Source organism: uncultured Algibacter sp. (genome assembly GCF_947490405.1).
Taxonomy (GTDB): Bacteria; Bacteroidota; Bacteroidia; order Flavobacteriales; family Flavobacteriaceae; genus Algibacter_B.
Map to the genome: position 1 here is coordinate 1 of NZ_CANLGU010000004.1, position 16,226 is coordinate 16,226.

The 16,226-nt window shown below is 33.3% G+C and carries 14 protein-coding genes; 6 read left to right on the plus strand and 8 right to left on the minus strand.

Annotation, left to right across the window (positions count from 1 at the left end; translation table 11 throughout):
• Window positions 1-324: 324 nt before the first annotated feature.
• Genes Q0772_RS09610 through Q0772_RS09620 form a run of 3 tightly spaced genes read right to left on the minus strand, consistent with a single transcriptional unit; the run spans window position 325 to window position 1,501 of the window.
• Window positions 325-531 carry a GDCCVxC domain-containing (seleno)protein gene (locus tag Q0772_RS09610; RefSeq protein WP_298343579.1) on the minus strand — a complete coding sequence of 69 codons (207 nt, stop codon included), beginning with the start codon at window positions 529-531 and terminating at the stop codon, window positions 325-327.
• A complete protein-coding gene (gene merTP / locus Q0772_RS09615; protein ID WP_298343581.1) occupies window positions 531-1,130 on the minus strand; it encodes a mercuric transport protein MerTP in 600 nt (199 codons plus the stop codon). The genes Q0772_RS09610 and merTP overlap by 1 nt, the downstream gene beginning before the upstream one ends.
• Window positions 1,127-1,501: a metalloregulator ArsR/SmtB family transcription factor gene (locus Q0772_RS09620; protein WP_298343584.1), complete on the minus strand. Its 375-nt coding sequence runs from the start codon at window positions 1,499-1,501 to the stop codon at window positions 1,127-1,129. The genes merTP and Q0772_RS09620 overlap by 4 nt, the downstream gene beginning before the upstream one ends.
• Window positions 1,502-1,816: 315 nt before the next feature.
• Here Q0772_RS09620 and Q0772_RS09625 point away from each other — a divergent pair, with 315 nt between their 5' ends.
• Window positions 1,817-2,884, plus strand: coding sequence for a tyrosine-type recombinase/integrase (locus Q0772_RS09625; protein ID WP_298343588.1), 1,068 nt, complete (start codon window positions 1,817-1,819; stop codon window positions 2,882-2,884).
• Between the two features lie 34 nt (window positions 2,885-2,918).
• On the opposite strand, the gene secA is transcribed toward Q0772_RS09625, so the two are convergent.
• The 4 genes from secA to Q0772_RS09645 all read right to left on the minus strand — a co-directional run bounded on the left by secA (window position 2,919) and on the right by Q0772_RS09645 (window position 8,055).
• Window positions 2,919-6,272, minus strand: a complete 3,354-nt coding sequence (gene secA, locus Q0772_RS09630; RefSeq protein WP_298343591.1) for a preprotein translocase subunit SecA — start codon at window positions 6,270-6,272, stop codon at window positions 2,919-2,921.
• A gap of 165 nt (window positions 6,273-6,437) precedes the next feature.
• Entirely contained in the window at window positions 6,438-6,659 is a 222-nt protein-coding gene (locus tag Q0772_RS09635; RefSeq protein ID WP_019387375.1) for a DUF2795 domain-containing protein, read from the minus strand.
• Window positions 6,660-7,016: 357 nt separating this feature from the next.
• A complete protein-coding gene (locus Q0772_RS09640) occupies window positions 7,017-7,589 on the minus strand; it encodes a cob(I)yrinic acid a,c-diamide adenosyltransferase (protein WP_298343598.1) in 573 nt (190 codons plus the stop codon).
• A gap of 52 nt (window positions 7,590-7,641) precedes the next feature.
• Window positions 7,642-8,055 (minus strand): hypothetical protein, encoded by a 414-nt coding sequence (locus Q0772_RS09645; protein ID WP_298343601.1) that lies wholly within the window; start codon window positions 8,053-8,055, stop codon window positions 7,642-7,644.
• Window positions 8,056-8,425: 370 nt separating this feature from the next.
• Between Q0772_RS09645 and Q0772_RS09650 the strand changes: the two genes are divergently transcribed.
• The 5 genes from Q0772_RS09650 to Q0772_RS09670 all read left to right on the plus strand — a co-directional run bounded on the left by Q0772_RS09650 (window position 8,426) and on the right by Q0772_RS09670 (window position 15,379).
• A complete protein-coding gene (locus Q0772_RS09650) occupies window positions 8,426-10,516 on the plus strand; it encodes a DUF5723 family protein (RefSeq protein WP_298343603.1) in 2,091 nt (696 codons plus the stop codon).
• Between the two features lie 106 nt (window positions 10,517-10,622).
• On the plus strand, window positions 10,623-10,850 hold the full coding sequence (locus tag Q0772_RS09655; RefSeq protein WP_298343606.1) for a hypothetical protein: 228 nt from the start codon (window positions 10,623-10,625) through the stop codon (window positions 10,848-10,850).
• Window positions 10,851-10,864: 14 nt separating this feature from the next.
• The gene (locus Q0772_RS09660) at window positions 10,865-11,131 is read left to right on the plus strand and encodes a hypothetical protein (RefSeq protein ID WP_298343610.1); all 267 of its coding nucleotides are present in this window, start codon (window positions 10,865-10,867) and stop codon (window positions 11,129-11,131) included.
• Window positions 11,128-12,906, plus strand: coding sequence for a hypothetical protein (locus Q0772_RS09665; protein WP_298343613.1), 1,779 nt, complete (start codon window positions 11,128-11,130; stop codon window positions 12,904-12,906). Before Q0772_RS09660 ends, Q0772_RS09665 begins: the two co-directional genes overlap by 4 nt.
• A gap of 358 nt (window positions 12,907-13,264) precedes the next feature.
• Window positions 13,265-15,379 carry a DUF5723 family protein gene (locus Q0772_RS09670; RefSeq protein WP_298343617.1) on the plus strand — a complete coding sequence of 705 codons (2,115 nt, stop codon included), beginning with the start codon at window positions 13,265-13,267 and terminating at the stop codon, window positions 15,377-15,379.
• A gap of 68 nt (window positions 15,380-15,447) precedes the next feature.
• Here the strand turns inward: Q0772_RS09670 and Q0772_RS09675 are convergent, their stop codons facing one another.
• Window positions 15,448-16,221 carry a class I SAM-dependent methyltransferase gene (locus Q0772_RS09675; RefSeq protein WP_298343619.1) on the minus strand — a complete coding sequence of 258 codons (774 nt, stop codon included), beginning with the start codon at window positions 16,219-16,221 and terminating at the stop codon, window positions 15,448-15,450.
• Window positions 16,222-16,226: the final 5 nt, after the last annotated feature.

Here is a 16,226-nt window from a genome sequence, read left to right on the forward strand (position 1 = left end):
AAAACTCTACAATTAGAGTCTTTTGAAATCAGTTCTATAATTTTTCTTAAATCTTTCATTGCTCACATTACACACAACGGTCTTGTATATGAAAAGTAGCGGATTTTACACACTAACTTTTCGGTTTGGTACTGACGTTAAATTTATAAAAATCACTTTAGATTAAGCACTTAAACCGCTATTTTTTATATACGTTGTTACCCACTGGCTTTATTCCGTTCAGCTTGGTTTTCAGCGTTGGCAAAGACATACTCTTTTGCAATTTTGGGCTTGTGTGTTGGTTGGTGCGAATTGCAAATGTGTATGGCTTTTAGCGTTGGCTTTTTAACAACAACTTTTATTTTCTTGAATTGGTGGACAAGCAACTGTTCCGTATGAGCAATAAACACAGCAATCTCCTTCTTTTGGTTTCAAAACCGTTTTACAATTCTCGCATTCGTAGAAAAATTGACAAGCGTTTGTTGGCATATCTTCTACTTTTTTATGTCCGCAATTAGGACAAGTGATTTCTGAATTTAATTTGACTTTCATTAGTTTTCTTTTTTATCGGTTACTTTATAACCTGTTGAGTTTATCGCATTCTCGATTTCTGTTTCGTTGGTTTTGGTTTTGTCAAATTCAACGATTGCATTTCCATTTTCGTAAGACGCTTTTGAGTTCACAATTCCGTTGAGCTTATTTACTTCGTGATTTACGTGTTCTTCGCAACTCGCACAAGTCATTCCGCTTATTTTAAATTCAGTCGTTTTAACGTCCGATTTGTCAACTACGATTATTTGCTTTTCTGTATTTGGGTAAAATATTCCTGAATAGTATGGAAAAGCCAACATTACAATTGCAAATACAGTTACGATTCCTAAAAACTTTTTTGATTGAATAAATTTTGGTTTTTCGTCCGTCTCACATTCGCAGTCAATTTCTTTTTGAGGTTTTAGTTTTTGATACCAAGCAAAACCAAGAACTAAAATTGTCAGTCCGATTAAATAAGGTCTAAAAGGTTCAATCCAAGAAAATGCAGAAGCAATTCCGCTTGTTCCTGCGATTAGAGCCAAAACTGGTGTAATACAACATAATGAAGCTGTAATTGCAGTTAACAAACCTGCACCAATTAATTTGTTTTCGCTTTTCATATCGTTTCTAAAATTTTGTTTTTATCAAGTATCTCAAAGAATGGATTTAGTAATTTTTCGTATTCAGCCGTGAGTGAGTAAAAAATCGTTTGAGCTTCTCTATCGGTTTCCAATAGATTTCGGTCTTTCATTTTCCTTAAATGTTGAGAAATAGCAGAAATATTCATTCCGAGAATGTCGCTCAAATCACAAACGCAAAGTCTTTTTTCCTCAAAGAGTAGGTAAAGTATTTTCAGTCGAACGCTATTTCCGACTAATGAAAGTCCATTTGCTAAATAGTCGAACGATTCATTTAATTCCGAAACTGTGTCTTTGCAACGGTTTATTTGTTCAATATCCGCTTGCTGTCTTATGCAAGAATTATTTTCCATAAAACAAAGTTACGTTTATTTCTTATTTAAGCAAATACTTAAATACATAAATTTCGAGCGTTGGGAAAATTTTAGCTCTTTTGGTTTTTATAGCGTTGGATTTGTGTGTCGGAAAAAACCGAAAGTGCTAAAATGTGCGGTTGGTTTTTAGCTTGTGGGTAACACATATATATGTGCAGTTAATGCTAATATAAATAAAATTGAAAAACCGTAGTAATTTATTTATTAATAATGTGTTACAAAGTTTTCAATAGTGTGCATTTTGTATATCATAATTTAGTATATTTCAATTTTGATATACAAAATGCTCTACTTATGAATCTTGCTAATTATGATTTCAAACTAGGTATACACAAAGAGAAAAACGTTATTTGGATTTTGTTTGCATACAATAAGGAAATGCAATTAGAATTACGAAAGCAATTTCCATCAGCATCATACAGTGCCACAAATAAATGTTGGTATCTTCCAGATCTTCCTGTTATTAGAAAGGCACTAAAAATTAAAGAAGAATTACCAGGTAAGAAGCTCTTAAATAAAATACATCATATTAATAAGCAAGCATTTATTGATTATAGAAATCAATTGCAAATTAAATCTTATAGTATTAATACTCAACGTATATACTTATCTGAATTTGCTGAGTTGTTGTTTTTAATAAATGATTATCCCGTACAAGATTTAAACCCAAAAAGACTTAAAGATTATTTTTTGTATTGTGTTCAGCACCTTAAAATGAAAGAACGCAAAATGAATGGAAAGATAAATGCAGTGAAGTTTTATTTTGAGCAAGTAATTCATAGACCTAAGATGTTTTTTGATATACCTCGACCTAAGAAACCAAGTACTCTACCTAAGCTACTAAGTAAATACGAAATAAAAAGAATAATTGATGCTACAACCAATCTTAAGCATAAAGTTGCCATAAAATTATGTTATGGTATGGGTTTAAGAGTCTCAGAAGTAGTTAACATAAAGCTAGATCATATTAATAGCTCTAGAATGGTTGTTCATATTGTTGGTGCTAAAGGTAAAAAAGACAGATATGTACCTTTGCCAAGTACTATTTTGAATGAGCTAAGACGATATTATATAATTTATAAACCTAGCGAGTATTTATTTGAAGGACAATATGGCGGAAGTTATTCCAAAAGCAGTTTACAGCAAATTTTTAAAAAGGCATTGCTAAAAGCTGGAGTTAAAAAGAAAATAGGTATTCATGGGTTAAGGCATAGTTACGCCACACATTTGCTAGAATCTGGTGCAGACTTGCGCTTTATTCAAGAGCTTCTAGGGCATCATTCCATTAAAACCACTCAGCTCTATACAAAAGTATCTCAAGGGCATATAAATAAAATAAAAAGCCCTTTGGATAGTTTATGATTCAAAGGGCTTTTTATTATTCAAAAAAATAATGTTATTCCTCAACTAAAACCCATTCTCCTTTAGCAATTAAAGGCTCAGCTTGTTTGTATTTTAAGGTTTTGTTTTCACCATTCATTACGTGTTTTATAGTCACACGATCATTACGTCCAATTTTTGGCTTATCACGTACTATGGTTTCCACAACTTCTTGCTGGCGTTGTGTATTTCCTGCAGCTCTATTTTGCGCAGAACGCTCATCTAAATTAGGAATTTCGTCTTTTTGTACGTTAAGTTTTTCTTTCTTTCTAGCTCGTGCTTCCTGAATGGTATCTTGTGTTTCTTGAGGCAATTCACCTTTAAATAAGAATGAAATTACATCTTTATTCACTTGGTCTATCATAGCCTTAAACAACTCAAAAGCTTCAAACTTATAAATTAAAAGCGGGTCTTTTTGCTCGTGTACAGCTAATTGAACTGATTGCTTTAACTCATCCATTTTACGTAAATGCGTTTTCCAAGCATCATCAATAATGGCTAAGGTGATGTTCTTTTCAAAATCAGTAATTAATTGTTTACCATTGGTTTCGTAAGCTTTTTCAAGGTCTGTAACCACATTTAAACTCTTAACACCATCAGTAAACGGTACAACAATACGCTTAAATTTATCGCGCTGTGTTTCGTATACATTTTTAATTACAGGGAAAGCAATATCCGCATTGCGTTCCATTTTATCTCTGTAATGTTCAAAAGCTGCTTTGTATATTTTTGATGTAATGTCTTGAGCTGATAATTTTCCAAATTCTTCTTCAGTAATTGGCGAACTCATCGAGAAGTATCGAATCAATTCAAACTCAAAGTTTTTAAAGTCATTAGCGCCCTTGTTAGTTTCAGCAATACCCTCTGAAGTATCAAAAATCATATTTGCTAAATCCACACGTAAACGTTCTCCGTTTAAAGCATTATAACGACGTTTGTAAACTACCTCACGTTGCGCATTCATTACATCATCATATTCTAATAATCGCTTACGAACACCAAACTGGTTTTCTTCAACTTTTTTCTGTGCACGCTCAATAGATTTTGAAATCATAGAATGCTGAATCACTTCGCCTTCTTTCAATCCCATTTTATCCATCATTTTTGCTATACGTTCAGAACCAAATAAACGCATCAAGTTATCTTCAAGCGATACGTAAAATTGTGAACTTCCTGGATCTCCTTGACGACCAGCACGACCACGTAACTGTCTGTCTACACGACGCGAATCATGACGCTCTGTGCCAATGATGGCTAAACCACCAGCAGCTTTAACTTCGTCTGATAATTTAATATCTGTACCACGACCAGCCATATTGGTGGCGATAGTAACCTGTCCAGACCTACCCGCTTGATCTACAATTTCAGCCTCTTTTTTATGCTGCTTTGCATTTAATACGTTATGTGGTATTTTTCTAATACTTAGCATTTTACCAAGCAACTCTGAAATCTCAACGGATGTAGTACCAATAAGTACCGGACGACCTGCTTGAGATAATTTAGTAACTTCATCAATAACAGCATTATATTTTTCACGTTTGGTTTTATAAACCAAATCCTCTCTATCATCACGTGCAATAGGGCGGTTAGTTGGTGTTTCAAGAACATCTAATTTGTAGATTTCCCAGAATTCACCAGCTTCAGTTAATGCAGTACCCGTCATACCAGACAGTTTGCGGTACATTCTAAAATAGTTTTGTAATGTTACAGTAGCAAAAGTTTGGGTAGCATCTTCAATTTTTACATTCTCTTTAGCTTCAATGGCTTGGTGTAATCCGTCAGAGTAACGACGACCATCCATAATACGACCCGTTTGCTCATCAACAATCATTACTTTATTGTCCATCACCACATACTGTGTATCTTTTTCAAATAACGCATAAGCCTTTAAAAGCTGATTTAGCGTGTGGATACGTTCAGATTTTACACCAAACTCTTTAAATAAATCTTCTTTAAGATTTGCTTCTTCTTCAGTGGAAAGTCCTTGTTCTTCTATTTTAGCAATCTCAATACCTATTTCAGGTAAAATAAAGAAGTCAGGATTGTCTTTACCTGAGATATATTCTACCCCTTTATCAGTAAGTTCAATCTGATTATTTTTTTCTTCAATCACATAATACAATTCCGCATCAACCTTTGGCATTTCGCGGTTGTTGTCTTGCATGTAAAAGTTTTCGGTTTTCTGAAGTAATTGCTTAACACCTTCTTCAGATAAAAATTTAATAAGAGCTTTGTTCTTAGGAATACCACGGTAAACACGTAGTAATTGGAAACCACCTTCTTTAGTATCTCCTGCTGCAATTAGTTTTTTTGCTTCAGCTAAAACTCCAGTTAAGTATTTACGTTGTACAGAAACAATATCATCAACCTTAGGCTTTAATTCTGTAAACTCATGGCGATCACCTTTTGGTATAGGTCCCGAAATAATCAGTGGTGTACGCGCATCATCTACCAAAACAGAATCAACTTCATCTACAATCGCATAATGGTGCGGACGTTGTACTAAATCTTCTGGAGCATGAGACATGTTATCACGCAAGTAATCAAAACCAAACTCATTATTTGTACCGTATGTAATATCGGCGTTGTAAGCTTTTCTACGAGCTGCAGAGTTAGGTTGGTGGTAATCAATACAATCCACACTTAAACCATGAAACTCAAAAATAGGTGCCATCCACGCGCTATCACGTTTCGCTAAGTAATCATTTACTGTTACCAAATGCACACCTTTTCCAGCTAAGGCATTTAAGTAAACAGGCAAGGTAGCCACAAGTGTTTTACCTTCACCAGTTTGCATTTCGGCAATTTTACCTTGGTGCATGGCAATACCACCAATTAGCTGCACATCATAATGTATCATGTCCCAAGTAATCGGTTTTCCAGCTGCATCCCAAGAATTTGCCCAAATGGCTTTCTCGTCGTCTAAAGACACATAATCTTTCTCACCAGATAAACTACGGTCAAACTCATTAGCAGTAACCGTAATAGAGCTGTTGTTTACAAAACGCTTAGCGGTTTCTTTAACAACTGCAAAAGCTTCAGGTAAAATAGCATTTAAAACATCTTCAGTAATCTTGTAAGCATCATCTTTAAGGGCATCAATCTGCTCATAAATATCTTCACGAACATCAATGTCTTCTGTGTTTTCTGCCTCTTCAGTTAAATCAGCAATCTTTTTATCAATATCCGCATTAGCCTCAGCAATTTTAGCTTTAAACTCAGCAGTTTTTGCTCTTAATTCATCATGACTTAAGGCTTCCAGAGCAGATTCAAAGGTTTTAATTTTATCAACTAAAGGTGTAATGGCTTTTACGTCTTGTTTAGACTTGTCGCCAACAAACATTTTTAATACAGAATTTAAAAAACTCATGAGTGTAATTTTATATATATTTCTAGGATTACCCTAGTTTTTTGTCAATTTTTATGTGCCTCATTTAAAAGGTATTCAAAGATACATTTTGTTGAGGTTTTAGCGTAATTTAGAACAAAAAAAAAGCCTCAAAATCGAGACTTTTTAACAGTTCTTTATGCTTTATTAATATTCATCTTCATTCCAGAGGTAGTCCTCATCGGTAGGGTAATCAGACCAGATTTCCTCAATAGAGTCATAAGAGTCCCCCTCATCCTCAATAGATTGTAAATTCTCTACAACCTCCAATGGTGCTCCCGTTCTAATTGCGTAATCTATCAATTCGTCTTTGGTAGCCGGCCAAGGTGCATCACTTAAATACGATGCTAATTCTAATGTCCAATACATTTCTTAATGTTTAATTTTTTGCAAAAATAATTTTTTAGTTTAAACACACAAGAAAAAAATGAAATATTTAATCATTACTTATAAGAACGTATCTTTTTGTATTCTAAACCCTTGCAATTATTTCTGCGAGGTTAATAATAACGTGTCCAAATAAATTGTTTGGGCGTTACCCCAAAAAGGGGGTCGGGCTTTTCGCTATATCTTTTTAAAGTATCATTGCGAGGACGTAGGACGTAGCAATCTGCTAAATTATAGTTCTCATCAATCTGTTATTTCATTCAAGCTTTAAAAAGGATGCCGCTACAATCCCTAACGCAATTCACGTTTTCAATTCAAAATCAAGTTAAATAAGAAAGCCTATTTTTTTTCAGGAATCCACTTAACTTCATTTGCTTGTAAATCAGATGACAACTTTCGTGCCAATACAAAAAGGTAGTCAGAAAGGCGGTTTAGGTATCTCAAAGCATTTGTTTCAAAAGGTTCTAATTCATTAAGCGCTGAAGCCAAACGTTCGGCTCTACGGCATACGCAACGTGCTATGTGACAGAATGACACTGTTTGATGCCCACCAGGAAGAACAAAATGCGTCATAGGTGGTAAAGCAGCATTCATGGTATCCATTTCTTTCTCTAAAAGCGCAATGTCATTAGTCGAGATTTTCTCAATATTCAAGCGTTCTTTACCATTTTTTAAAATAGCTTTTTCGGGGTCGGTAGCTAAAATGGCACCAACAGTAAAAAGTTTATCTTGTATGGTCATTAACAATTCTTGGTAATGGGTATTTATATCTTGGTCTCGAATTAAACCCAAATGCGAGTTTAATTCATCAACGGTGCCATAGCTTTCAATTCTAATATGATGTTTTGGTACACGAGTTCCGCCAAATAAAGCGGTAGTACCATTATCTCCTGTTTTAGTGTAAATTTTCATGTCATAAAGGTAAAAGTTAAAACGGAAAAGGCAAAAGGATGTTATAAAGGATTTAAGAAGTGTTTTTTAACCTTTCACAAAATATATTATGTATGATACCGAATTTATATAAGAGTTCTTTGTAAGCTTCGGTCCATCCATTTTGTATCGATAATTCTTGAAATAAACCAGTGGGAGCAAATTCATTTCTTAAATCAAAAATAGTTTTAAAATTCTTTTTAGAAAGTAATTCATTATACTTGGAAATAATATCTTCTAAATCAGTATAACTATCTATTTTTGTATAGGTAAAGTAAGATTCTTTATTGTGAAGCTTCAAAATCTTATTCAAAATTAGCATGGTTTCCTTAGCTAATTGGTCATTAGAAAGGTTTTTATAAAAATGATTAACAAATTTTCTCTTGTTGTTTAGCAAAGTAAAAAATCCACCTAGTATAATAGCTATTATTAGCCAATAACTTGTCATTTGTTTATCTTTTTTTTAATCTATTCCTTTCCTTTTTAATCTTGTAATTTTTTTTAAAATCTCTTGTTTTACTTCTTGTGCTTCCAACAGAATAAGTAATTATTACTACAATGACTACAAGAATTAGTATCATATCAAGATTAATCATTGCAATTTACTTAAAATTACTTTAGAGGTTTAAAAGAGTAATTAATACTAATCTGATGTGAAAATTAACTATTAGAGTATTTTATTTAAAAAAATCCTTTGCGTTTATTGAAAATTTTTGAAGACTATGTAATTCAGTACATTACAAAGATTAAAAGAAAATTCATTTTAATTATTCTAACAGAAATCTATTACTTTTGCATTGAAAAGCAAAACCAGAATAATGAAAAAAATTATATTAACAGTTTTACTAACTTCTTTATCTTTTTGTTTAAAAGCCCAATCTTACATCGGTTTTTTAACAGATAACTACAGTGGTGTACACGGTGTTATATCCAATCCCGCTAGTATTACAGATTCTCGTTTTAAAGCAGATATCAATTTAGCTGGTGCAAGTTTTTTTGGAAATAATGACTATTATGGTATTAATATTTTGGATGCCACTAAAGATGGTTATAGTTTCGATTTAGAAGCCAAAACAGACTCTAAGGATTCTAATTCTGGAGGGGTGAATTTAGATGTTCTAGGGCCTTCTTTTATGTTTAATCTTTCCAAAAACAGTTCCATAGCTCTTTTTTCAAGAGCAAGAGTTTTGGTAAACGCAAATGATATTAATGGCGCATCCATAGAATCCATTGATGATGATACTACCGATGATTATAGCTTTGAAGATGTTAATATGAGTGTTTTAGCACATTCTTGGGCCGAATTTGGTGTTGCTTATGCAAGAACACTTTTAAATAAAAAACAACATGTTTTAAAAGGCGGGTTATCCTTAAAATATTTAAAGGGTATAGGTAGTGTTTATGCTGAAACTCGAGATGCTTCTATTGATTATGATGCCGATGGTATTGATTTAGGAGGAGGAGAGGCAACAGGAAGTATAACAACTAGTGGTGCTTTTGTTTACGCACGTTCTGATGAATTTGATGATGATGACTATGATGTAGAATTGGCTAAAAACGCAAGTGGTTTTGGAGCAGATATAGGTTTTGTTTATGAATTTAGACCAGATTATGCTGATTTTGAAAGTGATGATATCAAAAACAACAATTATAAGCACTTAAACAAATATAAATTTAAAGTAGGAGTTTCAGTAACAGATATTGGATTTGTTGATTATGAAGATGGCATTAGAGAGGGGTTTGATGTTAATAATGCAAATGTGAGTTATGACGATTTTGATACTGCTGATAATATTGGTGAGTTTCTTAATGCGTTTTACGCACGTACCAACCAAGATTCAGCTTATAAAATAGATTTACCAACGGCATTGCATGTTAATGTAGATTGGAATATGAATAGTAAAATATATCTTAATCTTAATACAGACTTATCCTTAATGTCTAAAGATAGAATTACTGCTAACCGTATAGCAAATACAGTCTCATTAACACCAAGATATGAAACAAAATGGTTTAGTTTTTATTTGCCGTTAAGTGTTATAGAAAATAATGGTTTTAGAATAGGAACAGGATTTAGAGCTGGTCCTTTATACGTGGGTTCTGGGTCTGTTATTTCTGCATTTTCTAGTGATAATAATAGACAAGCTGATGTTTATGCTGGGTTGAAAGTACCTATATATCAAAGTCCATTTAAAGATAAAGATGGAGATGGAATTATTGATAAATTAGATGATTGCCCCAAAGAAGCTGGACCAGAATCAAATAACGGTTGCCCTGTAGAGGATCAAGACGAAGATGGCGTGTTAGACGATGTGGATGAATGCCCAGAAGTAGCCGGACCAGAAGAAAATAAAGGGTGCCCTTGGAGCGATAAAGATGAAGATGGCGTATTAGATAAAGATGATGCTTGTCCAGATGAAGCAGGTACATCAATAAACAAAGGTTGTCCTTGGCCAGATACAGATGGAGATGGTGTGTATGATAAAGATGACGATTGTATTGATCAGGTTGGAACAGTAGCAAATAATGGGTGTCCTGAGGCGGTTATGCAAGAACTTCAAAAGACATTAAATGATTTTGCTAAGGTTATTTTATTTGATTATGGTACATCTTCCATAAGTACAGAATCCTATGGGATATTGTCTGATATTATTTCGGTTCTAAACGATTATCCTAACGCTAAATTCTCCATAGAAGGGCATACCGATAGTATTGGTAGTTATGAAATCAATCAGGTGTTGTCAGAAAAAAGAGCTAATGCAGTTAAGGCGTACTTAGTTAAAAATGGAGTTGATTCAACAAGACTTTCGGCTATAGGCTATGGAGAAAGACGTCCTATTGCAACAAATATGTACAAAGCGGGAAGAAAACAAAATAGGCGTGTTGAAATAAACTTGGTTAAGAATTAAATTTTTCAACTTTCATGTAAGTGTGTTTTTATAAAAGCTATTTAATCTATCAGGATTTTAGATGTTTTAGTTTTCTCTGTTCATTTAAAGTAGTTAAATCCATACATTGGCCTCAATAGAAGATTTACAGGATTTGTTGGATTCTAAAGTTGATAGTGCATCTTTAAGACCAACCGTTTTTATAAATAACAATCCTGTCAACACAAAAACTTTAGTGGTAAATGATTATGTGTTGGATGATTTTTGGGATGCTACTGAGTATTGGAGCATTGCCATTGCTTTAGGTACTGATAAAGATACTAAGGGCAATTGGAATGTATTAGAATCAACTTAAGAAATACCACAATTATGAATATAATTTTTGAAGAACCAAAAACCCTTTTGCAAACTATTTTGGCATGGTTTAGAGGGAATAGCCGATTAATAAAGGATGGTGAGTATCATATTTACAAGGCAAAACCTAGCCTAGTTACAAAGCCCGAACGTGGCGATATGCTAACAGGCTTTTTTATTGACCCCAAAAGCGGTGATCGTGTGTTTGGAACTGCCGTGTATTTAGGAGAAAAACAAAATCCGAATTATAAACTATTAGAATCATCAAATCCAGAATTATGAAAAAGTGCTTAATATTATTACTTGCCTTATTTTCAATAGGCATAGCTTCGTCTCAAGTTGAGAAACTTAATGGCGTAGTTGAAATTAAAACGGTTAATGAATTATTGAATCCTGGTATTACTACTAGAGTGGTTGTTTATGATACCATAAGTAAACGATTAAAGTATGTTAAGGTTGAAAATTTACCAATAACTAGTAATGGTGGGTTACAAGGTGTTTTAGATTTTAGCAATTCAGCAGCTCAATCTATCATATTAACAGGCGGCTCATCTCCTGTGTTGTTAAACGAAAGTTTGGCACCAATAACCGTTGGTGATAGAAATGTACTTAACAGCTCTGATGCGCAAATAGTCATATCTCGAAATGTTACAAATAACACTATAAATGGCCATGCTTTTTCAGATAGTTCTTTATTAAACATGGGAACAAATTTTGCGTATAATTCTTATGATGCTCGTATAAACATAGGCGGTACTAATCCTTACGATCACTATGCAGCTTTTCAATCTTTGCCAAGTTATGGCAATACCAATGAAATGAATGAGTTTTATGGCTTTTACTCTGGATTGGACGTTACTGCGGGTACGGTTAAAAATCTTCAGCATTTAAGAGTTACAAATGCTACAGGTGAAGGTGCTGTTACAAATCAATATGGTATTTATATCCCCTTACTTAACAAAGGCACTACCAATTGGGCTTTATACTCTGAGTTTAATAATAAAAGCTTTTACGGTAGCGGAGGTGGCGTCGTATTTAATCATAGATTTGAAATTATTGGAGGTGGTGTAAGTGGTGTCTTAAATTTATTAGATTCAAATTTTTTTATAAGAGATAATACAGTTGATAGATTCACTTTTGAAAGAACGACAGGGGATTTTACAGCTACAGGTACAGCAACAGCAGCAGAAGCCACAGTAAATACAGAGCTGCCAACATTAGGGCAAGTAATTAATTTAGTAGCAAATGCAAATATATCAGCTTCCTCAAACTTTGCTTTTGGTAATGAAATTACAGGTGATGTTACAGTTAGTGCGGATTGGAATGGTAAACTTATTGATTACAACGGTTCTGCAACCATTACTATAACTATTCCTGATAATGCTAGTTTAGGTTTAACAGATGAAGCCGCTTTAGGTTTTAACTTTACTGTGGACGTTAATCCAGCAAATGGTGGGAATATACAGTTTGTTTATTCTGGAAGTGCTACAGGTGATACGGTGCAATCTGATGTTACTGAATATAATACTATGATTGCTTATATTCAAGATGGTGCTAGTACATGGCGCGCCAGAGGGAATTGTATTGCTTACACACCGTTACCATCGTCAGTTAATAATGTTTACACAGAAGGAAACGCCTTAAGTGCCACCACCAACGAAAACGACGTTGATGGATTGCAAATATGGTTTGGGGACGCGACAATATCGCCACAACCAAAAACTGGTGGTGGCTACAAAGCGCAATTAGTTGTAGATACAGCAGGTACTACAAGGATGCGATTTGATATTCCTAATTTAATGAATGGCGCAACTTACAATTTTAATATTTCTGGCGTATCTTCGGGTGCTACAGCTAGAATCTGGGATACAACACATCACTCAAATGTGAGTTTTGACGCAGATATAGAAATTACTACAACCGAAGGAAACCATACTGGTATTATGACTGCCTCAGCGGATGGTGCAGGGTATATTATAGTAGATATGTTTAACGCTGCGCAAGGCACAACTGTTGATTTTTATAATTTAACGATAACTGTATTAACCACACCTTAATATGAAGAAACTCTTATACATATTCCCAAGGCTGGTATTATAAAGCTAGAGCAAAGCGTTAGTGTATCAAATAACAGCGGTAAGCCACAGAAAAAGAAGATTGAAGTCTCTTGCAGGTAATAATGATTTAAGTAACCCAAACGATGACTTAAAGCTGTTTTAAATAGTGTTATAACAGTATTTATGTGTACAATTAGTTTTCCCGATTATAACATATTCTTTTTTTATAAAGGCTTAAGATTTTCAAAATAAGGCTGTTGATAATTTTTTTGTCTAAAAAATCACATAAAAAATTACCTTTTGTCGATAAAAATGTTATTTTTGTCGACGAAATCATATTTTAACCTAAATGAAGATTATGAAAAAAATTACTTTATTATTACTACTTGCTTTAGCTACTTTTACTGTAAAAGCTCAGTCTTATATAGGCTACCTTACAGATAATTATAGTGGTGTGCATGGTGTAATTTCAAACCCAGCAAATATTGTAGATTCACGTTTTAAAACAGATATCAATATAATTGGTTCAAGCATATTTGTTGGTAACGATTATTATGGAGTTAACGTTATGGATGCTTTAAAATCTGATTATGATTTTGATTTAGACGCCAATAAATCTCCAAGCAATGATAATAATATTGCTTTATATTCTGATGTTCTAGGACCTTCTTTTATGTTTAATTTAAATAAAAAGAGTTCTCTAGCTATTTCTACCAGAGTTAGATCTGTAATTAACATCAGTGAAATTAATGGAAATACAGTGGATGCTATTGATGATGATGAGACCGATGATTTTATGGTAAATGAAGGAAATTTTGGCGTTTTTGGTCAAGCCTGGGGAGAACTAGGATTAACTTATGCTAGAGTTTTTAAGAATAGTGAGCAACATTTCATGAAAGGTGGAGTTACTTTAAAGTATCTACAAGGTCTAGGTAGTGGTTATGGTTACGGAAAAAATGTTACTATAGATTATGACGCCGATGGTACTGATCTTGGAGGTGGAGAAACTACTGGTGATGTTAGCTCTACAGGAGAAATTACTTATGGGCGTTTTGAAAGTTTTGATAATGATGATTACGAATATGATTTGCCAGATGCTAATGGTTTTGCAGTTGATTTAGGATTTGTTTATGAATGGAGACCTAACCATGCTGATTATAAAACTACAAATGCTGACGGTGAAACTTATGCACATAAGCATAAAAATAAATACAAACTTAAATTAGGTGTATCTATAACAGATATTGGAAGTATAAATTATAAAGATGGTATTCAAGAAACTTTTGATATTACCAATTCAGGAATTAGTGAAGAGGATATTGAAGATGCTGAAGATATTGAAGATATTTTAAATACACTATACACGCAAACAGGTTCTGAGGTAGGGTATAAAACAAATTTACCTACAGCATTACATTTAAATGCAGATTGGAGCTTTACTAAAAATCTTTACTTAAACTTAAATACAGATCTTTCACTTGTTGCTAAGGGAAAAGAAAATGCAAGTAGAATATCAAATATAGTGTCTTTAACACCACGTTATGAAAGTAGGGTGTTTAGTTTTTATTTACCGTTAAGTGTTGTTGAAAATAATGGTTTTCAAGCTGGAGCAGGGTTAAGATTGGGACCACTTTATTTAGGATCTGGATCTATTCTGTCTGCTATTACTGGTGATGATACTAGAGGTGCAGATTTTTACGCAGGTGGTAAGTTTTCAGTTAAACAACGCAAACCAAGAGATAGAGATGAAGATGGTGTAATTGATAAATTAGATGCTTGCCCTAAAGAAGTAGGACCAGTTGAAAACAATGGTTGTCCTTGGGGAGATAAAGATGAAGATGGTATTTTAGATAATGTTGATGCGTGTCCAGAAGAGGCAGGGCCAGAAGAAAATAATGGATGCCCTTGGGGAGATAAAGATGGAGATTTAGTTTTAGATAATGTTGATGAATGCCCAGAGCAGTTTGGTCCAGAGGAAAATAAAGGTTGTCCTTGGCCAGATACAGATGGTGATTCTGTTTTAGATAAAGATGATGAATGTATAGATGTAGCTGGTACAATTGCAAACAAAGGATGCCCAGAAGTAACTGAGGTTGTTGAAGCCCCAGTAGTAACCGAAGAGGTTCAAAAAACATTAAATGATTATGCAAAAACAATATTATTTAATTCTGGTAAATCATCAATAAAAGTCGAATCAGATAAGGTTCTTATGGAAATTGTTAAGATTTTGAATGAATATCCATCAGCTAAGTTTTCAATTGAAGGGCATACTGATAGTGTTGGAAGTAGTATTTTAAACCAAAAGTTATCTGAAGAACGCGCTAGTTCTGTAATGACATTTTTAATACAAAATGGAATAGCTTCTAACCGATTAGGTTCTGTTGGTTATGGTGAAACGAAGCCTGTAGCTAGTAATGGAACTAAATCTGGTAGAGCTCAAAACAGACGTGTTGAAATTAATTTAGAGAAATAAATAGAAAAGTTTACTTATAAGTTAAAAGTCTCAATGTTTATTCAAATATTGAGGCTTTTTTATATAGCTTAAATTCTTATTTTGAAGTGTTCTTTTACCTGTTCTTCTCTAAAAAAAACAAAACCCCAGAAAAACGTATCAATTGTTACGTTAACTTTGGGGTGCTTTTTAATGATTTCCCATGCTTCTGTCATGCCTTTAGACCAATAAATATCATCAAAAATAAAAACAGAATGGTTGGTTGCTGTTTTTAATAAGGTTTCAAAATAGTTTAATGTAGTTTCTTTTTGGTGGTTACCATCAAAAAAAATAAGGTCGTATTTATTAGAAATTAATTTTTCAATTTCATCATTAAAATCACCGTTAATATGTGAAACATTCTGAATATTAGAATTTTTTAGAAGTTTTTGAGAAAAAGCAGAAGTATTTGGGCACCCCTCAATAGTTGTGATTTTAGCTATCGGGTTTCCTAAGCTTAAAGCATGTGTTGCTAAACCCAAAGAAGTTCCTAGTTCTAAAATATTTTGAGGTTTAAAATATTGAGTTAATCTAAAAAGTAGTTTTGCTCTTTTTAATGTTGTACCTGCATTTTTAGATACCTCAGAAACCAAGCGCCATTCGTTTTTCATGACCTGAGAGCCTGCACCTAAATCAATAACTTTAATTTTGCTCTTGTTTCTTAAAAGCGATTTTCTAAAATCAAAAATGGAATTATATGCTTCATAATACTTTTTATCATAAAAGCATTTAGTAACTAAATTAAACACGAAAGGAGAATGTACACCATGCTGATTGGTGCTTTTTAAAAGAAACGTAATGTATCGTTTTATTTGGTGAAACATTATTT